Origin of the sequence: Arthrobacter sp. UNC362MFTsu5.1 (assembly GCF_000685965.1) — a bacterium.
Classification (GTDB): domain Bacteria; phylum Actinomycetota; class Actinomycetes; order Actinomycetales; family Micrococcaceae; genus Arthrobacter.
This window is the reverse complement of the sequence record NZ_JMLE01000002.1, coordinates 21,815-44,560: the sequence shown is the minus strand read 5'-3', so window position 1 is coordinate 44,560 and position 22,746 is coordinate 21,815. Positions and strand designations below refer to the sequence as shown.

Here is a 22,746-nt window from a genome sequence, read left to right as displayed (position 1 = left end):
TTCTCCGTGATAAACCCCGTCCGCAAATCCATTGTTGCAGCTCGGTAACAACCTTTACCCATGGGCAACTTTGGTCCCATTGGCTTTCTTTTCGGGTCTAGGCTACTGCTCATGTGAGACTAGCCACATTCTCACTGGGGGAATGGGCGGTCTGGCCGGCGCCTACAGCGGCGGTCTTTTCAACACCACAGAAACATAGGAGGCGGAATGCGCTTAGGTCGTATTTCCAAAGCGGTAGGCGTCGCGGCAGCTGCCGCGCTAGCTCTCAGCGCCTGCGCCGGCAACAGCGGCGGGACCACCCCGTCCAGCGCTACTGCCGGCAAACAGGGTGGCTCAGCCACGGTGGTCGAGGTGAACGCGTTCAACACGTTCAACCCGAACACCGCCGACGGCAACACGGACATTAACTCGAAGATCAGTTATGCCACCCACTCGGGTTTCTACTACATCGACAACCAGCTGAACGTTGTACGCAACGAGAAGTTCGGCAAGATGGAAAAGACTTCCGATGACCCGCTAACGATCAAGTACACCGTCAACGAAGGCGTGAAGTGGTCCGACGGCACACCCGTGACGGCGGCCGACCTCCTGCTGCAGTGGGCGGCCTTCTCCGGCTACTACGATGATGCCGACTCCGAGGCGAAGACCGGCACGCAGTACTTCTCGTACGCCGGCGACCCCACCGGCCTCAAGCTCACTGACTTCCCGGAGCTCGGCGACGACAACCGCTCCATGACCATCAAGTACTCCAAGCCTTTCGCTGACTGGGAAACCGTTCTTGGGGGACCGGGCATCGACATTGCGGCGCACGTGCTGGCCAAAAAGGCCGGCCTGAGCGACGCCAAGGCGCTCGTGGATTACCTGAAGGAAAAGCCCAAGGGCGATCCCAAGGCTCCGAAGCCGGCCGACGAGAAATTGAAGGCCATGGCTGACCTCTGGAACACAGGCTTCGACACGAAGACCCTGCCGTCCGATCCCAGCCTTTTCCTTTCCAACGGTCCGTACATCGTCAAGAGCGTCACCCAGGACCAGTCCCTCACCATGGTCCGCAACAAGGACTACAACTGGGGACCGGAAGCCAGCCTGGACGAAATCACCGTCCGCTACATCGGCTCAGCTCCGGCACAGGTGCAGGCACTGAAGAACGGCGAAGCTGACATCATTGCTCCGCAGGCCTCGGCAGACACCATCGAGCAGCTGAAGGCCCTCGAAGGCCAGGGCGTCACCGTGGAACAGGGCAACCAGCTCTCCTACGACCACATCGACCTGAACTACTCGGGTCCGTTTGCCGAGAAGAGCGTCCGCGAAGCGTTCATGAAGACGGTCCCGCGCAAGGACATCGTCGACAAGATCGTGAAGAAGCTCGATGCGGAAGCCAAGCCGCTGGATTCGCAGCTCTTCGTTCCGGCCCAGGCAGCATACGCGGAATCAGCCAAGAACAACGGCTCCTCGGCATACCAGGACGTGGACATTGACGGCGCCAAGGCGCTCCTTGCCGGCAAGACGCCCGAGGTCCGCATCATGTACAACAAGGACAACCCCAACCGTGTTGACGCCTTCTCCCTGATCCGCGAATCGGCCACCAAGGCCGGCTTCAAGATCGTTGACGGCGGACTGGGAGCGTCCGACTGGGGCAAGGCCCTCGGCGACGGCAGCTACGATGCCACCATCTTCGGCTGGACCAACCCGGGTGTCGGCGTATCCGGCGTCCCGCAGATCTTCCGCAGCGGAAACGGATCCAACTTCAACCAGTTCGCCGATCCGGAAGCGGACAAGCTGATGGATGAGCTGATCGTCACCACCGACCGCAGTAAGCAGGACGAGCTGACCAGGCAGATCGACAAGAAGATCTGGGAGTCCGCCTACGGCCTTCCGCTCTTCCAGTCCGTCGGAGTGGACGCCTACAGCGACCGCATCACGGGCGTGAAGTTCATGCCGAACCAGACCGGTGTCTGGTGGAACTTCTGGGAGTGGGCTGAGAAGTAGAGCCCCCGCTCAGCGAGTGAACAGCAGGAGAAGGCGCCGGGACAAATGCACCAACGTCCCGGCGCCTTCTCCGGCACCACCGGCATTCTGCCGGGTTTCCGCGCACCTCAGTCGGGAATCCGGATAGATTCTGCGATGGGCCCGGCGAGATCCCGGGCCCGGATATAGAGGCTTTCCACCATGGTGACGTACATCGTCCGGCGGCTGATCACTGCCGCACTCATTCTTCTCGGGGCTTCATTCCTCGTGTACCTCCTGACAGCGTCGTCAGGGGATCCACTGGAGGAATTCCGCGCCAGCAGCGCCCCGAACAAACAACAGCTCATGGACTCCCGCAGCCAGCTCCTTGACCTGGATACGCCCGCCCCGCTCCGGTACTTCAAATGGCTCAGCGGAGCCGCCAGGTGCCTGGTCCCCTTCGCCGGTTCCTGCGACCTCGGAAAGAATATTGCGGGACAGCCCATCACCGAAGCCCTTGGTTTCGCGCTGGTGCAAACCCTGACACTCGTCACAGGTGCCACGATCCTCGCCATCCTCATCGGTATTGCCCTGGGCATTATTACCGCACTGCGGCAGTACAGCGCCCTGGACTATGGCGTGACGTTTATGGCCTTCCTGTTTTTCTCGCTTCCGATCTTCTGGGTTGCCGTGCTGTTGAAGGAATACGGGGCCATCGGTTTCAACGATTTTCTCCGCAACCCCGAAATACCACTGCCCGTGGCATTGGGCATCGGCGCCGTTGCGGGCCTGATTGTTGCCGTTGCAGTGGGCGGAGCGGCCCGCCGCAGGCTTGTCTCGGGCGGCATCGTGTTCGTTGCAGTCAGCCTCATCCTGGTCTACTTCTCCCTCGTGCAGTGGTTCCGGAATCCCGGCCTTGGCCCGGTGGTCATTGCCATTGCCGGGGTGGGCCTGGCCTTCGCCGTGACACTCCTCGTGGCAGGACTCAAAAACAGGAAGGCGCTCCAGGCCTCACTCATCGTGGTGGCACTCGGCGTCGTCGCATATTTCGCTGTCCAGCCGCTCCTCAACCAGGCAACGGCGATCATGATCGTGTTGCTGGGCATCGCCACCATCGGAGTGGGCGTGGGAACGGGCTACCTGATGGGCGGCTACGACCGCGGACAGTCGATGCGGGCTGCCGGCATCACTGCCTTCCTGGTGGGCGGACTCATCCTGATGGACCGCTTCATGCAGGCGTGGCCCAGCTACTTCAGCAACAGCCGCGTCCGCGGCAGGCCGATCGCCACCATCGGTGCAGGAACACCCAACATCCAGGGCGACTTCTGGATCCTGACCCTGGACACCTTCACCCACCTGATTCTTCCCACCATGGCGCTCATCCTTGTTTCGCTGGCAAGCTACACGCGGTTCACCAGGTCGTCCATGCTGGAAATCATGAACATGGACTACATCCGGACGGCCCGGGCCAAGGGCCTCTCCGAACGGTCCGTGGTGATGGGCCACGCGTTCCGTAATGCCCTGATTCCGATCGCAACGATCGTGGCATTTGATATCGGGGCGCTCATCGGCGGGGCCGTCATCACAGAGACTGTGTTCTCCGTCCGCGGCATGGGGTTCCTCTTCCTGGACGGCATTGTGCACACTGACCCGAACCCCGTGATGGGAGTCTTCGTCTGCGTGGCAGTTACCGCCATGGTGTTCAACCTGATCGCAGACCTTGCGTATTCCGCACTCGATCCCCGCGTAAGGATTAAGGCATGAGCCAGCCAACCCAGCAGGAAGAATTCCTCGCCGAGCACGCACGTTCCCGGCAGCCCGGCTCATCCGACGAGCCGGAAGCGAAGGGGCTGAGCCAGGGGCAGATTGTCCGTAAGAGGTTCCTGGGGCACACCGGAGCCCTCGTCGGCCTGTTCATTTTTGCCGTCATCTTCCTGCTCGCCTTCACGTCCGTGGGCTGGGCGGGGATCCCGGGCTGGTGGAAATATGACCACCTGGATGTCTCGCCGCTGGTCAACGACGGCGTTCCGACGGCGTCCCTGTGGCCGCCCGCCTGGGGCGAACACCCGTTCGGGCAGGACCGGATCGGCCGGGACCTGTTCGCCATGACCATGCGCGGAGCCCAGCAGTCCATCATCATCATGCTCCTGATCGGGACGATCGCCGGCCTGCTGGGCACGGTAGTGGGCGGACTCTCCGGATACTTCCGCGGCTGGGTCGAAGCGGTGCTGATGCGGATCACCGACGTCATCATCATCATCCCCGTACTGCTCCTCGCCGCCGTCGTGGCCCAGAGCGTCAACCGCAGGGACCAGGGCGGCTGGTTTTCGGGCTTCGCGGCCAGCAACGGCATCCTGATCCTCGGAATCTTCCTCGGCCTCGTCAGCTGGGTGGGCCTCGCCCGGCTGATGCGCGGTGAGTTCCTCACCCTTCGCGAACGCGAGTTTGTTGACGCAGCACGCATCTCGGGAGCCAGCAATGCCCGGATCATCTTCAAGCACATCCTGCCCAACGCCATCGGCGTGCTGATCGTCAACGTGACGCTGACCATGTCCGCTGCCATCCTCCTGGAAACGGCCCTGAGCTACCTCGGTGTGGGCGTGAAATCCCCGGACACGTCGCTGGGCCTGCTCATCTCGCAAAACCAGGAAGCATTCTCCACCCGGCCGTGGCTGTTCTGGTTCCCGGGCATCTTCATCGTCCTGATCTGCCTGAGCATCAACTTCATCGGCGACGGGCTCCGGGACGCGTTCGACCCGAGGCAGAAGAAGTTCAACGCCAAGAAGGCCAAGGACACGCAGTTGTCCGGGGAAGCGGCCAAGAAGCCGGCTCCCGCAGCCGACGGGTCAGCGGGCGACTGAATGCGGCCAGTCCGGGCAGCCGCCCTAAGGAACTGCGACGGCCCAGCAGCTGGCGGCCAGCAGCACGGCGGTGGCTGCAACCGCCCCCCAGCGGAATGTCACCCTGACGGCGGTCGCATCGGCCATGCCGGCGTCCAGGGTGCCGGCTTCCACCAGCTGTTCCCAGCGTCCGCGTACCAGCCGGGCTGCCTGCCCCGAATCAGTGGTTTTCAGGTCACCGGGGCGCACGGACCTTCCCGGTCCGTACGTTGCGGAAGGAAGGCCCTTGAGATCCTCAGGGCGGGCGTTCCGGCCGCCCCAGATGCCCGGCGCCGGTGCAGCCCAGGAAACGTAGCTCCGGTCCGGCGTGACCAGCGTCAGGGCGTAGCGCGTATCAACATTGACCAGGGCAGCCCAGGGGACGAGAACGGAGCGGAACGGATTCTCCAAGGTGATGCCGCCGTCGTGAACCACCACCGAAGGCATCCAGAACAGCAGCCAGCCAAGAAAGCCGATCAGCAGCAGCGGGCCTGCCCCCAGCAGGGCGGCCGGGCCGCCGGCCGCGGCGGTGACCACGAGGCCAAGCGCTGCCACCAGCCAGGAAAGCCAAGCGAACCACTTGTTCGTAGGGGCTTTGAAGACTTCAACATTTCCGGCGTGCGGCACACTGCTCATGCCCCCAATAATTCAGGATTCCAGGCCGCAGCACTAATTTCCCGTGCAGCGGCGGCCTGGGCGGAAGGGAACACGTCATGACTGACAACATCACCCCCAACCAGGACACCGCGCCGGCGCAGGAACCCGCAAAGGGTGCTGTTGTCCTCGAGGTCCGCGACCTCAGCGTCGACTTCGGCGTGGACAAGAAATGGGTGCCTGCGGCCATCGGCCTGAACTATCAGGTCAGGGCCGGCGAAGTGCTGGCGATCGTGGGGGAGTCCGGTTCCGGCAAGAGCGCCAGCTCCATGGCCCTGCTGGGCCTCCTGCCCAGCAACAGCCGGGTATCCGGCAGCGTCCGCCTCTCCGGCAAAGAACTCCTTGGCGCCAGCGCGGCCAACATCCGGGAAGTCCGCGGCAAGGACGTGGCTGTGATCTTCCAGGAACCCATGACCGCCCTCAACCCGGTCTACACAGTCGGGGCGCAGATCGTGGAGACGGTGCGGCTGCATAATGAAGTTTCACCTGAGCAGGCAAAGGAACGTGCCCTGCGGATGCTGGAACTGGTGGAACTGCCGGACCCCGAGAAGGCGTTCAAGTCCTACCCGCACCAGCTGTCGGGCGGCCAGCGGCAACGGGCCATGATTGCGCAATCGCTGTCCTGTGACCCCAAGCTGCTGATTGCCGACGAGCCCACCACGGCCTTGGACGTCACTGTCCAGGCCGAGATCCTGGACCTCATGCGCAATCTCCGGAACAAGCTGGACAGTGCCATTGTGCTGATCACCCACGACATGGGCGTCGTGGCGGACCTCGCAGACCGGATCGCCGTCATGCGACGGGGCATCATTGTCGAAACCGGAACGGCTGAGCAGGTCTTCCGGAATCCCCGGCACGAGTACACGCAGGCCTTGCTGGCGGCGGTGCCGCACCTTGGCCAGGGCGGAGCGGAGCATGGCGAGGAAGTCGACGTTACCGCCGCGCTGGCAGCCGCCACCCATGCCGAGCTGGACTCCGTGGACCATGAGGAACTGGTCCGGCGCGAGCGGGAGAACGCTGCGGCGCTGGCTGCTGCGGCCGCGGAACGGCCCCAGGGCGAGCCGGTCCTCGAACTGACCGATGTGGCCATCGAATACCCCAAACAGGGCCGTGTGCCTGCCTTCAGGGCCGTGGAGGGTGCAAACCTCGTGATCTACCCGGGCCAGGTGGTGGGGCTCGTAGGCGAATCGGGCTCGGGCAAGACCACCATCGGCCGCGCGGCGGTGGGGTTGCTTCCCGTCGCGGCAGGCACAATGCGGGTGGTGGGCCAGGACATTTCAGCTGCCAAGAAGAACGGCAAGCAACTGCACCATGTCCGGCGGCACATCGGCATGGTCTTCCAGGACCCGTCGTCGTCGTTGAATCCGCGCCTTCCGATCGGCGAGAGCATCGGCGAACCCATGTTCCTCGCCGGGGAGGCCAAGGGAAGCGGGCTGCAGAAGCGGATCGAGGCGCTCCTTGACCAGGTGGAGCTGCCCAGGAGCTACCGCAACCGGTATCCGCATGAGCTGTCCGGCGGCCAGAAGCAGCGCGTGGGCATCGCCCGGGCATTGTCGCTCAAGCCGAAGCTGATGGTGGCGGACGAACCGACGTCGGCACTTGACGTGTCGGTGCAGGCAAAAGTACTTGAACTGTTCCAGAACCTCCAGAAAGACCTCGGCTTTGCCTGCCTGTTCGTGACGCACGACCTGGCAGTGGTCGACGTGCTGGCCGACCGCATCTGCGTGATGCAGCGGGGCAGAATCGTTGAGCAGGGCACACGGGACCAGATTCTGCGCAATCCACAGGAACCCTACACGCAGCGCCTGCTCGCTGCGGTGCCCCTCCCGGACCCCGAAAAACAGCGTGAGCGACGGGAGCTGCGGGCACAGCTGCTGGCGAGTGGAGTGGAGTAAGGTCCGTCACATCAGGTGTAGGCTACCACTGAGTAACGTGTGACTTGAAATACGCCGATGTTGACGCTAGTGGTCAAATTGTGACCGGGTTACAGTTTGGCAACAGAGTTCCATCATCTGGACATTTTGGGGTTAGGCTACTCACTTATGTATGCCACGTCACAGGACACCTCTGTGCCCGGCCTGCGGGGAAGCACAAGACTTTCCCTTCTCACTCCCACAACTCATAGGAGGCGGAATGCGTTTTTCGCGCACTTCCAAAGCACTGGGCATGGTTGCCATCGCGGCCCTTGCCCTGACCGGATGCGGTGCCGGCGGCGGCTCCACGAACGGTGGCAGCAGCCAGGCTGCCGGCGATCCCAACAAGGTCATCACGGCGTACAGCAATGAGCCGCAGAAGCCCCTGATGCCCGCCGATACCGGCGAAGTCTACGGTGGCCGCGTCGTCGAGCTTCTGTTCGAAGGCCTGCGGAGCTACGATCCGAGCGGCAAGTCCGTCGACGCCCTGGCCGAGTCCATTGAGTCCCCGGACGGCCAGAACTACACCATCAAGGTCAAGTCCGGCAGCAAGTTCACCAACGGCGAGGAAGTCACCGCCAAGAGCTTCGTTGACGCCTGGAACTTTGCCGCCCTGAGCACCAACGCCCAGAGCAACAGCAGCTTCTTCGAATCCATCGAAGGCTATGACGCGGTCAGCGCCACCAAGACCGAGAAGGGTGCGGACGGCAAGGACACCGACGTTCCGGCCCCCACCGCACAGACCCTCTCAGGCCTGGCCCTGAAGGACGATTCCACCATCACGGTCAAGCTGACCCAGCCTGAAGCAGACTGGCCGCTGCGCCTTGGCTACTCCGCCTTCATGCCGCTGCCTGCAGACGCCATCAAGGACCCGAAGAAGTTCGGCGAGAACCCGGTGGGCAACGGCCCGTACAAGATGGCCAAGGAAGGCGCCTGGCAGCACGACAGCCAGATCGAACTGGTCAAGAACGCTGACTACCAGGGTGCACGTGCTGCCAAGAACGGCGGCGTGACCTTCAAGTTCTACACCGACCCGGCTCCGGCTTACACCGACATCCAGGGCAACAACCTCGATGTCACGGACGTCCTGCCGACGGACGCCCTCAAGACCTACGCCACGGACTTCCCTGAGAACCACCTCAACAAGCCGTACGCAGGCAACTCCACCCTGAACATCCCGGGCTACCTGCCCGAGTTCCAGGGCGAAGCAGGCATGCTCCGCCGCCAGGCGCTGTCCATGGCCATCAACCGCGAAGAGATCACCAAGGTCATCTTCTCCGGCACCCGCATCCCGGCCAAGGACTTCACCTCACCGGCAGTTGACGGCTACAACGAAAATGTTGCCGGTTCCGAGGTCCTGAAGTTCGACGCCGCCAAGGCGAAGGACCTGTGGGCGAAGGCCGACGCCATCACCCCGTGGCCCGCTGACAAGACCCTGCAGCTTGCCTACAACACTGACGGCGGCAACAAGGAATGGATCGACGCTGTTGCCAACAACTTCAAGAACAACCTGGGAATCAAGGCCGAAGGCCAGCCGTTCGCCAAGTTCGCTGAAATCCTGAAGCTGCGCACGGCCAAGGACCTTCCCGGCCTGACCCGCGCCGGCTGGCAGGCTGACTACCCGTCGCTGTACAACTTCCTCGGCCCGCTCCTGAAGACCGGTGCCAGCGCCAACTACGAGGGCTACACGAACCCCGAGTTCGACAAGCTCCTCACCGAAGGCCTGGGCGCCAAGTCCACGGACGACGCCAACAAGAAGTTCACGGAAGCACAGGAGATCCTCTTCAAGGAACTCCCCAACCTGCCGCTGTGGTACTCCGCACGCCAGGCCGTCTGGAGCCAGAACGTCAGCAACGTTGACGCTGGCTGGAACGGTGTTCTGCAGTACTGGGCCATCACCGCCAAGTAGTCCGCAGAACAAATCCACGTCAAAAAGCTAATGGGGGTTCGGCCACAAAGCCGGGCCCCCATAGCCTTGGAACCGGCACGAAAGCTGTCCTACATGATCCCCCTTAGCCCCACAAACGCTCAGGAGACGCTGCTGTGATCCAGTACATCCTCCGGCGCCTGCTGCAGATCATTCCGGTGTTCATCGGAACCACCCTGCTCGTCTACTTCATGGTTTTCGCCCTCCCGGGTGACCCGATCCGGGCACTGTTCGGCGACCGACCGCCCAGCGAAGCCGTCATCGCGCAGCTCCGCCAGCAGTACAACCTCGACCAGCCGTTCTGGGTGCAGTACGGGCTCTTCCTCAAGAACCTGTTCACCTTCAACCTCGGCGTCGACTTCACCGGCCAGCCCATTGCGGCATCCCTCGGCCGGATCTTCCCGGTCACCGTCATGCTGGCCGTCGAAGCCCTCATCATCCAGACTGTCTTCGGCGTGACCTTCGGCCTCATTGCCGGGCTGCGCAAGGGGAAGTTCTTCGACGCCACCGTGCTCGTCGCATCCCTCGTGGTCATCGCCATCCCCACTTTTGTGCTCGGATTCGTCCTGCAGCTACTGATCGGTGTGCAGCTCGGCTGGGCCAAGCCCACCGTTGGAGCCAACGCGGACTGGGGCAACCTCATCCTGCCGGCCACCGTGCTGGGCCTGGTTTCCTTTGCCTACGTCCTGCGGCTGACGCGCGCGTCGGTGGTCGAGAACATGAACGCCGACTATGTGCGCACCGCCACCGCCAAGGGCCTCTCGCGGCCGCGCGTCGTGGTCACTCACATCCTGCGCAACTCCATGATTCCGGTCATCACCTACCTGGGCGCCAGCCTCGGCGGCCTGATGGGCGGTGCCATCGTCACGGAGAGCATCTTCAACGTCCCGGGTGTTGGCCAGAAGCTGTTCCAGGCCGTTATCCGCAGCGAAGGCCCCACCGTGGTCGCGATTGTCAGCGTCCTGGTGCTTGTCTTCGTTATTGCCAACCTGTTGGTCGATTTGCTGTACGCCTGGCTTGATCCGAGGATCCGTTATGAAAACTAATCGCGAAATCGAGCACTTTGTTGCCCCCGTGGAGGAGACCCCCCTGCTGGCAACGGACTCGCTCAAAGCAGACCAGGCTCCGCTGAGCCTCTGGGCCGACGCCTGGCGCAAGCTCCGCCGTCGCCCGCTGTTCATTATTTCCGCCGTGATGATCGCGCTGATCATCATTGTGGCCCTCTTTCCGGGCCTCTTCACCCAGGTGGCACCGAACGACAACTGCCAGCTGGCGAACTCCGACGGCGCTCCTTCGGCAGGGCATCCGCTCGGCTACACCTTCCAGGGCTGCGACGTGTACTCCCGCATCATCCACGGCACCCAGGCGTCGCTGATGGTCGGCGTCTTCTCCGTGATCTGCGTCCTTCTCATCGGTGTCACGCTCGGTGCCATCGCCGGCTTCTACGGCGGCTGGCTCGACGCCGTCATCGCCCGGCTCGGCGACATCTTCTTTGCCATCCCGCTCATCCTGGGCGCCCTGGTGGTCTCGCAGCTTCCGTTCATGCGCGATAACCGCGGCGTCTGGACCGTGGTCATGATCCTGGTGGTCCTCAGCTGGCCCCAGATGGCCCGCATCACGCGCGGCGCAGTCATTGAAGTGCGCAATGCGGACTTCGTGACGGCTGCCCGCTCACTGGGCGTCTCGCGCTTCGGTTCGCTCGTCCGGCACGTGCTGCCGAACGCCCTCGCGCCGATCATCGTCCTGGCAACCATGGAACTCGGTGTCTTCATCGTGGCGGAAGCCACGCTGTCCTTCATCGGCATCGGCCTGCCGGGCAGCATCATGTCCTGGGGTAACGACATCGCCTCCGCCAGGTCTTCCGTCCGCACCAACCCGGCCATCCTGCTGTATCCGGCCATCGCGCTGTCCATCACCGTCCTGAGCTTCATCATGCTCGGCGATGCGCTGCGCGACGCCCTCGATCCGAAAAGCCGTCAACGATGAACGAGGCAATCATGACAACTTCCGACGTCAGAATCAGTGAGGCGGGCGTGGCGGACACGCCCCTGCTGGAAATCCGCGACCTCGCCATTTCCTTCAAGACCGGGTCCGGAGAGGTCCAGGCCGTCCGGAACGCCCACCTGACCATCATGCCGGGTGAAACCGTCGCGATTGTGGGGGAGTCCGGCTCCGGTAAGTCGACCACGGCGCTGGCCGCCATCGGGCTGCTCCCCGCCAACGGCAGGGTCTCCGGCGGGCAGATCCTGCTCGACGGCGAAGACATCTCCCATGCCTCGGAAAAGCGCATGATCGAGCTGCGCGGCAATACGATCGGCATGGTCCCGCAGGACCCGATGTCCAACCTCAACCCGGTCTGGAAGATCGGCTACCAGGTCAAGGAAACGCTGCGGGCCAACGGCCGTCCCAGCGGACCCGCCGACGTTGCGAAGGTTCTCGCCGAGGCAGGCCTGCCCGACGCCGAACGGCGGGCCAAGCAGTACCCGCACGAGTTCTCCGGCGGCATGCGCCAGCGCGCGCTGATCGCCATCGGCCTCTCCTGCCAGCCGCGGCTGCTGATCGCCGACGAGCCCACCTCCGCGCTCGACGTGACGGTGCAGCGCCAGATCCTCGATCACCTGGAAAAGATGACCTCGGAACTGGGCACGTCGGTGCTCCTGATCACCCACGACCTGGGCCTGGCCGCCGAACGCGCGGACAAGGTGGTGGTGATGTACCGGGGCAACGTGGTGGAAGCCGGTCCGTCCCTGGAACTGCTGCAGAACCCGCAGCACCCGTACACGCAGCGCCTGGTGGCCTCGGCGCCGTCGCTCGCGTCCCGGCGCATCCAGGTGGCCAAGGAGCTCGGCGTCGAAACGGACGAGCTGCTCGCTCCCTCCAGCTCTGCCGGCGGGGCTGTCGTCGTCGAGCCGACCAAGACCGAAGACGTGCTCCAGATCCAGAACCTCCGCAAGGTGTTCAAGCTTCGCTCCGGCTTCGGAAAGTCCACCGACTTCGCTGCCGTTGACGACGTCTCCTTCAGCGTCAAGCGCGGGACGACGACGGCGATCGTCGGGGAGTCGGGTTCGGGCAAGTCCACCGTGGCGCAGATGGTGCTGAACCTCCTCCAGCCGACGTCCGGAAAAATCGTGTTCGACGGCGTAGACACCTCCACGCTGAACAGCAAGCAGATCTTTGCGTTCCGCCGCCGCGTGCAGCCGATCTTCCAGGATCCCTACGGCTCCCTCGACCCGATGTACAACATCTTCCGGACCATCGAGGAGCCGCTGCGTACCCACAAGATCGGGGACAAGGCCAGCCGCGAGAAGAAGGTCCGCGAGCTCCTGGACCAGGTGGCACTGCCGCAGTCCACCATGCAGCGTTACCCGAACGAACTGTCCGGCGGGCAGCGCCAGCGTGTTGCCATCGCCCGTGCCCTGGCCCTCGACCCGGAAGTGATCATCTGCGACGAGGCGGTTTCCGCCCTCGACGTCCTGGTCCAGGCACAGGTGCTGAACCTGCTCGCCGAGCTGCAGTCCAGGCTGGGCCTGACCTACCTGTTCATCACCCACGACCTTGCCGTAGTCCGGCAGATCGCGGACCACGTGTGCGTGATGGAGAAGGGCAAGCTGGTTGAGACCGGTTCCACGGACGACGTGTTCGACGCCCCGCAGAAGGACTACACGAAGGCCTTGCTCCATGCCATCCCGGGCGCGCGGCTGATGCTGCCGCCGGAAGTTGCCTGAGTAGAACCCGGGCAGATGTTTCCTGCATAGGTGCATCACGAAAGGAGCCGGTATCCGCCCACAAGGCGGATACCGGCTCCTTTTCTTATGTGAAGTGCCTGGTGCTGAAACGTCCTGCTGCTGATGCGGCTCTGTGCAGGAGGGACCGGCTCAGGGGAGCGCGGCTCCGCTCACCCGACCGGCAACGCCGAGGTGGCCGGCACCGCCGGCGCCTCGAGTCCCAGTTCCTTCAGCCTTGCGGCAAGGATGGTGCCGAGTGCCTTGTGGCCGGCACTGTTCATGTGCACGCCGTCGGCCAGTTCCTTGGCCAGGTTGTACTTAGTCAGCCAGTCGCCGGCGCTGACAAACGGGATGGCGTGTTTGGCGGCCACCGTGCTCAGCAGCGCGTCCACCTGTGACCGCCGCCCTCCGCCGTAGTTGATTCCGCGGGCCAGGGTGCCGATCATGGCAAACTTCGACCCCGGGTAGCGTTGCTTGAGCGAGGAGATCAGGCGGTCGGCGTTGGCCACGATCTGGGCATCCGTGGCTCCGCGGGCGGCATCGTTTCCACCGCCCTGGATGACCACCAGCGCCGGGGATCCATACGGGAGCTTCCAGTCGCCGCGCTGCAGTGCATCGATGTAGTTGCCGGTCTTACCGTTCGCAGCAACAAAGCCGGTGCCGCCGCGGCCGCAGAAGAAGACGTTGTAACCCATGGCAGCCAGGCCCTGGCGGGGCCAGCCGGCTTCAGGCTCGGACTGCGAGTCCCCGATCAGCACGGCGGTCCGCTTGATGTTGGCGACGATGACTTCGTTGCGGCCGTTTGCCGGGTTCAGGTAGACCGATCCGGGCGCCATCGATGCCGGATCGGATTCCGGGGCAAGCTTGGCCTTCCCCGCCGAGCCGGCGGCCACCGGTTCGCCCGGTGCAGCAGCCACCGGCGCGGCCGCCGACTTCCGCGGAACGGACTGGCCGGATGCAGACGCGGCCGGCTGTGATGCTGCCGTGCTGGCAGCCGGCGCGGCAGATTCCGGGGCCGCGCCCGTTGTCTGTGGGGCCTGCCCGCAGCCGGCCATCAGAACGCCGGCGGCGATCATAGGAGCGACGAAGCGGGTCAGAGCTGAAGCGTTTCGCATCTATGGTCTCCGGGCTTTGCTTGCTGTTACCTCCGTAATGATGGGGCATCGCAACAGGAATATCCAGTAACTTAAGCCACTATTCGTCCCATTCAGATGACGATCCAGTAACGGGGGCTGACGGACCCCGTTTTGGGTTTTTAGGCCAATAAATGACCTAGCGCTTAGAATGGTAGAAGGTGCCCTGTGCCAAAGGGTCTCATCCGTCGTGCGTTCCGGTTGGAAATGTCGCGATACCACAGCTGACTTCACCACTGAATCGAGCAATAACGCATGTCTGAAACCACCACCAACACCGCGGTAGCCACTGCATCGCGCAGTGACCTGCGCAACGTCGCGATCGTGGCCCACGTTGACCACGGCAAGACCACGCTGGTCGACGCCATGCTCAAGCAGACCAACTCCTTTGCCGAGCACAACCACCTCGAAGACCGCGTCATGGACTCCGGTGACCTTGAACGCGAAAAGGGCATCACCATCCTGGCCAAGAACACCACCGTGGCCTACAACGGACCGTCCTCGCAGGGCGAGACCATCACGATCAACGTGATCGACACCCCGGGCCACGCCGACTTCGGTGGCGAGGTGGAGCGCGGCCTGTCCATGGTTGACGGCGTTGTGCTTCTCGTCGATGCTTCCGAGGGCCCCCTGCCCCAGACCCGTTTCGTGCTCCGCAAGGCCCTTGCCGCGCACCTGCCGGTCATCCTGCTGGTCAACAAGACCGACCGCCCCGACGCACGGATCGACGAAGTCGTCCACGAGTCCATGGACCTGCTCCTGGGCCTGGCCTCCGACCTCGCCGACGAAGTTCCGGACCTGGACCTGGACAAGATCCTCGAAGTTCCCGTGGTCTACGCCGCAGCCAAGGTTGGCCGCGCTTCCCTTGAGCAGCCGGCTGACGGCACGGCTCCGGAGAACGAGGACCTTGAGCCGCTGTTCAAGACCATCATCGAGCACATCCCGGCACCCACGTACAACCCGAACGGTGTCCTCCAGGCGCACGTCACCAACCTGGATGCCTCCCCGTTCCTGGGCCGCCTGGCTCTGCTGCGCATCTACAACGGCACCCTGCGCAAGGGCCAGACCGTTGCCTGGGCGCGTGCCAACGGCGAACTGAAGAACGTCAAGATCACCGAACTGCTGGCCACCAAGGCCCTCGACCGCGTGCCGGCCGAGTCCGCAGGCCCGGGCGAGATTGTGGCCGTCGCCGGTATCGAGGACATCACCATCGGTGAGACCCTGACCGACGCCGAGAACCCGCAGCCGCTGCCGCTGATCACCGTGGACGATCCCGCGATCTCCATGACCATCGGTATCAACACCTCGCCGCTGGCCGGCAAGGTCAAGGGTGCCAAGGTCACCGCACGCCAGGTGAAGGACCGCCTCGACAAGGAACTGATCGGTAACGTCTCCATCAAGGTCCTCCCCACCGAGCGTCCCGACGCCTGGGAAGTCCAGGGCCGTGGCGAGCTGGCCCTGGCCATCCTCGTTGAGCAGATGCGCCGCGAAGGCTTCGAACTGACGGTCGGCAAGCCCCAGGTGGTCACCAAGACCATCGACGGCAAGATCCACGAGCCGATGGAGCACATGACCATCGACGTGCCCGAAGAGTACCTCGGCGCCGTCACCCAGCTCATGGCAGCCCGCAAGGGCCGCATGACCAACATGGCCAACCACGGCACCGGCTGGTGCCGCATGGAGTTCATCGTTCCGGCCCGCGGCCTGATCGGTTTCCGCACCAAGTTCCTCACGGACACCCGCGGCGCCGGCATCGCTGCCTCCATCTCCGAGGGCTACGAGCCCTGGGCCGGCCCGATCGAATACCGCACCAACGGTTCGATGATCGCCGACCGCGCCGGTGTTGTGACGCCCTTCGCCATGATCAACCTGCAGGAACGCGGCTCCTTCTTCGTGAAGCCCACGTCCGAGGTCTACGAGGGCATGATCGTTGGCGAGAACTCCCGCGCCGACGACATGGACGTCAACATCACCAAGGAAAAGAAGCTCACCAACATGCGTGCCGCTTCCTCCGACACCTTCGAGAACCTGACGCCCCCGCGCGACCTGACCCTCGAAGAGTCCCTCGAATTCGCCCGCGAAGACGAGTGCGTCGAGGTTACCCCGGAGTCCATCCGCATCCGCAAGGTCATCCTGGACACCAACGAGCGCGCCAAGGCCAACCGCGCCCGCGCCAAGGTCTGATCCGGGCACGTTCCGGTCATCACCCTCGTGAACAATAGAGCTGCCGGCATGGCAGGCGGCATCGCCGCCGCCGTGCCGGCAGCTCTTTTTGTAGCCGCTGCCGGTACGGCCCTGCACCGGCAGCAGTTGTTGCTTCCCGGCGTCGTCCTGCCCTGGGGTGCAGTGGCAGCGCTGGTGCTTCTCGGATCGGTCCAGCTGCTCCTCGGGGCGGCCTTCCGGTCAGTGATCCCGACGGCGGCCTGCGGCTTGCTGTGCTACGTGCTGGCGGGCCTGTGGTCGACGCTGGAGCCCGGCAAGCGGCTGATCGCCGGGGACTTTCCCGGGTACACCTGGATCTACGGCATTGCCGGGGTAACAGTGCTGATGCTCGTCTGGTGCCGGCGCTACCGGGTGCTCAGCCCGCCGGCCTGACGGCCGCGTGTGCCAGAGGCTAGGGTGCGGGCCGCGGGGCACGCCGTGCCGGCGCCGGCGGCACCGCTTTCGCTGCCACCACCAGGGCCAAAGGGATGACGACGTCGGTCCGCCGGGTGCGGACGGTGCATTCCACGGCGTTGATTCCCACCAGGTCCCCCAGGGCGTCCGTCATGCCCTCCGGGATCCTGTAACGGACCACCACCCTGGTGCCCAGCGGCGCGCCTTCCAGGAACAGCCGGGGTGCAGGGATCTGGGAATTCACCACTCCATCCTAGGACCCCGCGCTAGTATGACGCGGGGGAATGTATGACGCGACGCTAGGTTCGCGGGAACAGCCTGATAGATAATAGGCTCAGAAGTCAGCAGTCCGGCGCTCAGGCCGGAAATGATCACCGGCCGAATGCCGGAAACCAACGTGGAGAGGCAAGGGACGTGACGTACGTAATCGCGCAGCCGTGTGTAGATGTCAAGGACAAGGCATGTATTGAAGAATGCCCCGTCGATTGCATCTACGAGGGTGAGCGGTCCCTCTACATCCACCCCGACGAATGCGTCGACTGCGGTGCCTGCGAACCCGTCTGCCCCGTTGAGGCCATTTACTACGAGGATGACACCCCGGAGGAGTGGGCCGACTACTACAAGGCCAATGTTGAGTTCTTTGACGACCTCGGCTCGCCCGGCGGCGCTGCGAAGGTCGGCAACACCCACACCGACCACCCGATGATTGCTGCCCTGCCGCCGCAGAACCAGGATCACTGAGGCGCCTGGCGTGACATCCGCAGTACGCAGCTTCGGCCTCAGCCTGCCCGATTATCCGTGGGAGGCCATGGCACCCTACCTTGCCAAGGCTGCGGAGCACCCCGGAGGGGCGGTCAATCTTTCCATCGGCACACCGGTGGACCCCACGCCCGTCCTGATCCAGGAGGCGCTCCAGAGCGCCGCCGACGCCCCCGGGTACCCCACGGTGCACGGGACGCCGGCGCTCCGCACAGCCATTGCAGACTGGTTCGCCCGGCGCCGCGGCGTTCCCGGGCTGGATCCCCGCGATGTTATGCCCACCGTCGGGTCCAAGGAGCTGGTGGCATGGCTGCCGTTCCTGTTGGGACTGAAGCCGGGCGACGTCGTCGTCCGTCCTACGGTTGCGTACCCCACCTACGACATCGGGGCGACTTTCGCCGGCGCCGAACAGATCGCCGCTGACGACCTCGATGAACTGGATGACGAGACCCGGCAGCGCGTCCGGCTCGTCTGGGTGAATTCGCCGGCCAACCCCACCGGAAGCGTCCGTGACGTGGCGTCCTTGAAGCGGATCGTCGACCAGGCCCGCGGGCTTGGCGCCGTGGTGGCTTCGGACGAATGCTACGCGGAGCTTGGCTGGGGGGAGTGGGACGTCCAGCGCGGCGGCAGCCCCGTGCCCAGTGTTCTGGACCCGCGCGTTGCCGGCGGCTCCCACGACGGCCTGCTGGCGGTTTACTCGCTGAGCAAACAGTCGAACGTGGCGGGATACCGTGCGGCGTTCGTGGCCGGGGACCCGGTGATCATGGCCAACCTGGTCAACAGCCGCAAGCACGCCGGCATGATCGTGCCGTACCCGGTGCAGGAAGCCATGCGCGTGGCACTGGGCGACGACGCCCATGTCCAGGCCCAAAAGGACCTTTACCGCAGCCGGCGGGAGCGGCTGGTGCCGGCGCTCGAGGCGTTCGGGCTGACCATCCACGAATCGCAGGCGGGACTCTACCTCTGGTGCAGCGCCGGCGAAGCCACCTGGGACACCGTGGGCAGGCTGGCCGAGCTGGGGATCGTGGTGGGACCCGGTGTGTTCTACGGCGATGCCGGCAACGGGTTCATCCGCGTTGCGCTGACGGCCGCGGATGAGCGGATCGACGCGGCTGTAGCCCGGCTAAGCACCGGCGCCTAGCCGCCACGAACCCGCCACGGGTCCGTAACAATGATGTGACACGCAACACAACGGGGGCCTTTTTGGGGCATTTCGGCACTATCGGATTAGTGTCACCTTGCCTTGGAGCGGTACTTTTTAACTGACTATCAATGGTGGCTTTCTACAAGAAGGCAGCCCGACCGTTGGAAACCCTGCCACGCAGGCTCCTCGGGCGGCTCCACCGGATGTTGGATCAAGCTTTCTACAGAGAGGCCCTGACGCCTCATGAGGAGACTCCATGACTGAGACCACCAGCGCAACCCTGCGCCATGCGGGCGGCGAACTCGAACTCCCGCGCATCAAGGTTGTAGAAGGAAACGAAGGCTATGACGTTTCCAAACTGCTGAAGCAGACAGGCGCCGTTGCCTTTGACCCGGGATTCATGAACACCGCGGCCACCACTTCGGCGATCACCTACATCGACGGCGACGCCGGCATCCTGCGCTACCGCGGTTACCCGATCGAGCAGCTCGCCCAGCACTCGAGCTTCCTTGAAGTTTCCTACCTGCTCATCTATGGCAACCTGCCGAACGCCACCGAGCTGGAAGCCTTTGACCAGCGGATCCGCCACCACACCCTGCTGCACGAAGAGCTCAAGGGCTTCTTCAGCGGCTTCCCGCGGGACGCCCACCCGATGCCCGTGCTGTCCTCGGCTGTGTCCGCGCTCTCCACGTTCTACCAGGACTCGCTGGACCCGTTCAACGCCGAGCAGGTGGAGGTCTCCACGTACCGGCTCCTGGCCAAGATGCCGGTCATCGCCGCCTACGCCCTGAAGAAGAGCATCGGCCAGCCGATGCTCTACCCGGACAACTCCCACAACCTCGTGGAGAACTTCCTGCGCCTGAGCTTCGGCCTTCCGGCCGAGCAGTACGAGGTGGACCCGATTGTCGCCAAGGCGCTGGACCTGCTCCTGATCCTGCACGCCGACCACGAGCAGAACTGCTCCACCTCCACGGTCCGGCTGGTGGGCTCGTCCAACGCCAACCTTTTCGCCTCCGTTTCGGCAGGCATCAACGCCCTCTTCGGCCCCGCCCACGGCGGCGCCAACGAGGCCGTCCTGAAGATGCTCCGCCAGATCCAGGCCGACGGCACCAAGCCCGAGGACTACATGGAGAAGGTCAAGAACAAGGAAGACGGCGTCCGCCTCATGGGCTTCGGACACCGCGTTTACAAGAACTACGATCCGCGGGCCAGGATCGTTAAGGACACGGCACACGAGATCCTCACCAAGCTCGGCGGCAACGACGAACTCCTGGAGATCGCCCTGCGCCTCGAAGAGAAGGCGCTGAATGATGACTACTTCATCCAGCGCAAGCTCTACCCGAACGTGGACTTCTACACCGGCCTGATCTACAAGGCCATGGGCTTCCCGGAGAAGATGTTCACCGTGCTGTTCGCCATCGGCCGCCTGCCGGGCTGGATTGCCCAGTGGCGCGAAATGATCAGCGACCCCAACACCAAGATCGGGCGTCCGCGCCAGCTCTACACAGGTGAGCCGGAGCGCAACTACCCGGCCAGCTAGCCGTTAGATACAGCTAGCGGTTAGACAAAGAACGACGCCGGCTACGCACCCCAGGTGCGTAGCCGGCGTCGTTTTTCCGGTTTAGGAGTTGTAGCCCAGCGGGTTGTTCTTCTGCCAGCGCCAGTGGTCCTCGCACATCTGGTCAACGGTCTTGGTGGTGGACCAGCTCAGATCGGCCAGCGCGGAGGTGGCATCGGCCCAGAAAGCGGGGAGATCGCCCGCCCGGCGGCCGGTGATCTCGTAGGGAAGTGCGTGGCCCACGGCCTTTTCGAAGGAACGCAGTACCTCCAGCACCGAGGATCCCTTGCCGGAGCCGAGGTTCCAGCGGAACACGCCCGTGCGCTCGGCCACGTGGTTCAGCGCCGCAACGTGGCCTTCGGCCAGGTCCACGACGTGGATGTAGTCGCGCAGGCAGGTGCCGTCAGGGGTGTCGTAGTCGCCGCCGAACACCATCAGCTTTTCGCGGCGGCCCACCGCGACCTGGGCGATAAACGGCACCAGGTTGTTGGGGATCCCCTGGGGGTCTTCGCCGATCCGCCCGGACGGGTGTGCGCCCACCGGGTTGAAGTAGCGCAGGAGCGCGATGTGCCACCGGTTGTCCGCGGCGCCGAGGTCCGACAGGATGTCCTCGATCTGTTCCTTGGTGCGGCCGTACGGGTTGTTGGCGCCGATCTCCATCTTTTCAACGTACGGAATGGGGTTGTGCTCGCCGTACACCGTGGCTGAGGAGCTGAATACGAGGGAGCGGACGTCGTGCCGGTCCATCACCCGGATCAGGTTCAGGGTGCCCACCAGGTTGTTGTAGTAATACTTCAGCGGCTCCCGGACGGATTCGCCCACGGCCTTGAGCCCGGCGAAGTGGATCACCGCGTCGATCCGGTCCTGGGCGAAGACGGCATCGACTGCCGCCTCGTCCACGAGGTCCACGTTGTGGAAGACCGCTTCCTTGCCGCTGAGCTCGGCCACGCGGCGCAGCGACTCCTCGCTTGAATTGACGAGGTTGTCGATGACCACCACCTCATGGCCGGCTTCCTGCAGGGACAGAACTGTGTGCGACCCGATGTAGCCGGTGCCGCCCGTAACCAGAATTCTCATGGGCTCAACGCTATCCCACTTCGCCGGGCATCCGCCCGTGTTGCCCACAACTTGGCGGCACAACTGTGCTAAATAATAAGGGTGCCCAAAATCGTTGATGCCGCAGCCCGGCGACAGGAAGTTGTCGAAGCAGTCTTCAGGATCATCGCCATGGACGGGCTGGAACGGGCCTCACTGCGCGAAGTGGCCGACGAAGCCGGGCTGGCGGTGGGTTCCGTCCGCCATTACTTCTCCAGCAGCGAAGAGCTTCTGGCCCATTCCTTCGGGGTTGCGGTGGACAGGATCACCGGCAGGCTGGAGGCGGCCCGTGAGCACCTCAACCGGCAGGTCCCCGGCACGGCTGAGCACCGGGAAGGCGTGTTAACCCTGCTGGGCCAGTTCCTTCCCCTGGATGAGGAACGGGCGGTGGACGCATGCGTCTGGATGGCGTTCAAGAACGCAGCCCGGATCAGGCCCTTCCTGGCCGCCGAGGCCGACCGCAGCCACCGGGCCGTGGCCGCCGTCATCGGCTGGCTGATCATGGAACTGCGGGCCCCCGGGGAGTCAGTGGACGGCGACGGGCACCAGGGCCTGGTCACCGAAGCGGAGCGGCTGCTGGCCACCTTGGACGGCCTGACCATGCATGCCCTGCTGCAGCCGGAATGGATGACTGCCGAAATGTGCAGGGACGTTCTGTCGTCCCACCTGCACAGCCTGGGACAGTCTGAAACCACCCATTAACGTCAGTAGTCAACAGGATTAGACTGGGACAGTAAACAAGCCAAGGGAGGCCATTCGGATGCACCAAACAGGCGGTCCTGGCTGGCGAATCACCATGGACACATCAGGTCCCATGCTCATCGCACTTTACGTTCGCGACGCCGCCGGCCTCGACAGTGCCGGGCGTCCGGCACTGTGTCACATGGCACCCAAGATCCGTCCGGTGGACCACACCAACCTCACGTCCGAAGTAGGCGGGATCAGCGCCCTGAAGACTGAGTGGGAGGCCTGGTGGGAACAGCTGCTCAAGGCGCATCCGCAAATGACCCCCGACGTAACGCCCCCCGACTTTGAGGCCTTCGGCAACTCCCCGGCCCTCCAGCGCGTGCTGCAGGCGCACTTCGGCTCGGCGCTGACGTGGGCGCGGGAACGCCGCGCCGAGTATGCGGAGCTGGAAGCCGAACGGGAGGCCAGCGGCGCCCCGCAGCTCCTGGGCGACATGGTGGAGGACCGGCTGCTGGAGGTGGGCCGCGGTTCGAGGGACTTCACTTTGACCATCGTCGAACTTCCGCTGACGGAACCCCGGGCCTGGTACCTGGAGCCGGACAAGATCATCATGAGCAAGGAACTGCTGTCCCAGCCCGAGGTGTTCCGAAGCTACGTCCAGCCCGTCGTGGAACTGCTCGTCTGAGGCACTAACGTCACGGAGTTCCGGCAG

Annotated in this window: 19 protein-coding genes; 15 read left to right on the top strand and 4 right to left on the bottom strand. The window is 64.1% G+C overall.

The genetic code is table 11. The features are described from left to right. Positions 1–207: 207 nt before the first annotated feature. The 3 genes from BS38_RS0102955 (at position 208) to BS38_RS0102940 (ending at position 4,805) form a co-directional block, all read left to right on the top strand. Positions 208–1,986, top strand: a complete 1,779-nt coding sequence (locus BS38_RS0102955) for an ABC transporter family substrate-binding protein (RefSeq protein ID WP_028269458.1) — start codon at positions 208–210, stop codon at positions 1,984–1,986. 180 nt (positions 1,987–2,166) lie between these two features. Next, on the top strand, positions 2,167–3,708 hold the full coding sequence (locus BS38_RS0102945) for an ABC transporter permease (protein ID WP_028269457.1): 1,542 nt from the start codon (positions 2,167–2,169) through the stop codon (positions 3,706–3,708). Continuing rightward, positions 3,705–4,805, top strand: a complete 1,101-nt coding sequence (locus tag BS38_RS0102940; RefSeq protein WP_028269456.1) for an ABC transporter permease — start codon at positions 3,705–3,707, stop codon at positions 4,803–4,805. The genes BS38_RS0102945 and BS38_RS0102940 overlap by 4 nt, the downstream gene beginning before the upstream one ends. Positions 4,806–4,829: 24 nt before the next feature. Here BS38_RS0102940 and BS38_RS0102935 read toward each other — a convergent pair whose 3' ends face one another. Beyond that, positions 4,830–5,459 (bottom strand): PH domain-containing protein, encoded by a 630-nt coding sequence (locus BS38_RS0102935; RefSeq protein WP_028269455.1) that lies wholly within the window; start codon positions 5,457–5,459, stop codon positions 4,830–4,832. Positions 5,460–5,536: 77 nt separating this feature from the next. Here BS38_RS0102935 and BS38_RS0102930 point away from each other — a divergent pair, with 77 nt between their 5' ends. From BS38_RS0102930 to BS38_RS0102910, 5 genes are all read left to right on the top strand, one after another. Next, entirely contained in the window at positions 5,537–7,372 is a 1,836-nt protein-coding gene (locus BS38_RS0102930) for an ABC transporter ATP-binding protein (protein ID WP_043437543.1), read from the top strand. 238 nt (positions 7,373–7,610) lie between these two features. Beyond that, on the top strand, positions 7,611–9,299 hold the full coding sequence (locus tag BS38_RS0102925; RefSeq protein WP_028269453.1) for a peptide ABC transporter substrate-binding protein: 1,689 nt from the start codon (positions 7,611–7,613) through the stop codon (positions 9,297–9,299). Between the two features lie 134 nt (positions 9,300–9,433). Beyond that, complete coding sequence (locus tag BS38_RS0102920) at positions 9,434–10,363, top strand: ABC transporter permease (RefSeq protein ID WP_028269452.1); 930 nt, start codon at positions 9,434–9,436, stop codon at positions 10,361–10,363. After that, positions 10,353–11,303, top strand: a complete 951-nt coding sequence (locus tag BS38_RS0102915) for an ABC transporter permease (RefSeq protein WP_028269451.1) — start codon at positions 10,353–10,355, stop codon at positions 11,301–11,303. The genes BS38_RS0102920 and BS38_RS0102915 overlap by 11 nt, the downstream gene beginning before the upstream one ends. Positions 11,304–11,314: 11 nt before the next feature. Continuing rightward, a complete protein-coding gene (locus tag BS38_RS0102910) occupies positions 11,315–13,042 on the top strand; it encodes an ABC transporter ATP-binding protein (RefSeq protein WP_028269450.1) in 1,728 nt (575 codons plus the stop codon). A 170-nt stretch (positions 13,043–13,212) separates the two neighbouring features. On the opposite strand, the gene BS38_RS0102905 is transcribed toward BS38_RS0102910, so the two are convergent. After that, entirely contained in the window at positions 13,213–14,157 is a 945-nt protein-coding gene (locus BS38_RS0102905; protein WP_028269449.1) for an SGNH/GDSL hydrolase family protein, read from the bottom strand. Between the two features lie 273 nt (positions 14,158–14,430). Here BS38_RS0102905 and typA point away from each other — a divergent pair, with 273 nt between their 5' ends. Both typA and BS38_RS0102895 read left to right on the top strand, forming a co-directional pair. After that, positions 14,431–16,359: a translational GTPase TypA gene (gene typA, locus BS38_RS0102900; RefSeq protein WP_028269448.1), complete on the top strand. Its 1,929-nt coding sequence runs from the start codon at positions 14,431–14,433 to the stop codon at positions 16,357–16,359. 48 nt (positions 16,360–16,407) lie between these two features. After that, positions 16,408–16,770 carry a hypothetical protein gene (locus BS38_RS0102895; protein WP_043437540.1) on the top strand — a complete coding sequence of 121 codons (363 nt, stop codon included), beginning with the start codon at positions 16,408–16,410 and terminating at the stop codon, positions 16,768–16,770. Between the two features lie 19 nt (positions 16,771–16,789). Here the strand turns inward: BS38_RS0102895 and BS38_RS0102890 are convergent, their stop codons facing one another. After that, positions 16,790–17,035: a putative acetyltransferase gene (locus BS38_RS0102890; protein ID WP_028269446.1), complete on the bottom strand. Its 246-nt coding sequence runs from the start codon at positions 17,033–17,035 to the stop codon at positions 16,790–16,792. Between the two features lie 170 nt (positions 17,036–17,205). Between BS38_RS0102890 and fdxA the strand changes: the two genes are divergently transcribed. From fdxA to BS38_RS0102875, 3 genes are all read left to right on the top strand, one after another. Then, complete coding sequence (gene fdxA, locus BS38_RS0102885) at positions 17,206–17,532, top strand: ferredoxin (RefSeq protein ID WP_028269445.1); 327 nt, start codon at positions 17,206–17,208, stop codon at positions 17,530–17,532. 10 nt (positions 17,533–17,542) lie between these two features. Beyond that, positions 17,543–18,691 carry a succinyldiaminopimelate transaminase gene (gene dapC, locus BS38_RS0102880; RefSeq protein ID WP_028269444.1) on the top strand — a complete coding sequence of 383 codons (1,149 nt, stop codon included), beginning with the start codon at positions 17,543–17,545 and terminating at the stop codon, positions 18,689–18,691. Positions 18,692–18,950: 259 nt separating this feature from the next. Next, entirely contained in the window at positions 18,951–20,234 is a 1,284-nt protein-coding gene (locus tag BS38_RS0102875; RefSeq protein ID WP_028269443.1) for a citrate synthase, read from the top strand. 81 nt (positions 20,235–20,315) lie between these two features. Here BS38_RS0102875 and galE read toward each other — a convergent pair whose 3' ends face one another. Beyond that, positions 20,316–21,329: a UDP-glucose 4-epimerase GalE gene (gene galE / locus BS38_RS0102870; RefSeq protein WP_028269442.1), complete on the bottom strand. Its 1,014-nt coding sequence runs from the start codon at positions 21,327–21,329 to the stop codon at positions 20,316–20,318. 81 nt (positions 21,330–21,410) lie between these two features. On the opposite strand from galE, the gene BS38_RS0102865 reads away from it, so the two are divergent. Together BS38_RS0102865 and BS38_RS0102860 are read left to right on the top strand one after the other, a co-directional pair. Beyond that, on the top strand, positions 21,411–22,049 hold the full coding sequence (locus BS38_RS0102865; protein WP_028269441.1) for a TetR/AcrR family transcriptional regulator: 639 nt from the start codon (positions 21,411–21,413) through the stop codon (positions 22,047–22,049). A gap of 58 nt (positions 22,050–22,107) precedes the next feature. Next, on the top strand, positions 22,108–22,719 hold the full coding sequence (locus tag BS38_RS0102860) for a hypothetical protein (RefSeq protein ID WP_028269440.1): 612 nt from the start codon (positions 22,108–22,110) through the stop codon (positions 22,717–22,719). Positions 22,720–22,746: the final 27 nt, after the last annotated feature.

What these genes read in the sequence shown, in the direction of transcription:
- BS38_RS0102905 (WP_028269449.1), bottom strand. Translation starts at nt 14,157, where the DNA reads ATGCGAAACGCTTCAGCTCTGACCCGCTTCGTCGCTCCTATGATCGCC.
- galE (WP_028269442.1), bottom strand. Translation starts at nt 21,329, where the DNA reads ATGAGAATTCTGGTTACGGGCGGCACCGGCTACATCGGGTCGCACACA.
- BS38_RS0102860 (WP_028269440.1), top strand. Translation starts at nt 22,108, where the DNA reads ATGCACCAAACAGGCGGTCCTGGCTGGCGAATCACCATGGACACATCA.
- BS38_RS0102945 (WP_028269457.1), top strand. Translation starts at nt 2,167, where the DNA reads ATGGTGACGTACATCGTCCGGCGGCTGATCACTGCCGCACTCATTCTT.
- BS38_RS0102895 (WP_043437540.1), top strand. Translation starts at nt 16,408, where the DNA reads ATGGCAGGCGGCATCGCCGCCGCCGTGCCGGCAGCTCTTTTTGTAGCC.
- BS38_RS0102940 (WP_028269456.1), top strand. Translation starts at nt 3,705, where the DNA reads ATGAGCCAGCCAACCCAGCAGGAAGAATTCCTCGCCGAGCACGCACGT.
- BS38_RS0102930 (WP_043437543.1), top strand. Translation starts at nt 5,537, where the DNA reads ATGACTGACAACATCACCCCCAACCAGGACACCGCGCCGGCGCAGGAA.
- BS38_RS0102935 (WP_028269455.1), bottom strand. Translation starts at nt 5,459, where the DNA reads ATGAGCAGTGTGCCGCACGCCGGAAATGTTGAAGTCTTCAAAGCCCCT.
- BS38_RS0102955 (WP_028269458.1), top strand. Translation starts at nt 208, where the DNA reads ATGCGCTTAGGTCGTATTTCCAAAGCGGTAGGCGTCGCGGCAGCTGCC.
- BS38_RS0102875 (WP_028269443.1), top strand. Translation starts at nt 18,951, where the DNA reads ATGACTGAGACCACCAGCGCAACCCTGCGCCATGCGGGCGGCGAACTC.
- BS38_RS0102925 (WP_028269453.1), top strand. Translation starts at nt 7,611, where the DNA reads ATGCGTTTTTCGCGCACTTCCAAAGCACTGGGCATGGTTGCCATCGCG.
- BS38_RS0102915 (WP_028269451.1), top strand. Translation starts at nt 10,353, where the DNA reads ATGAAAACTAATCGCGAAATCGAGCACTTTGTTGCCCCCGTGGAGGAG.
- BS38_RS0102910 (WP_028269450.1), top strand. Translation starts at nt 11,315, where the DNA reads ATGACAACTTCCGACGTCAGAATCAGTGAGGCGGGCGTGGCGGACACG.
- typA (WP_028269448.1), top strand. Translation starts at nt 14,431, where the DNA reads ATGTCTGAAACCACCACCAACACCGCGGTAGCCACTGCATCGCGCAGT.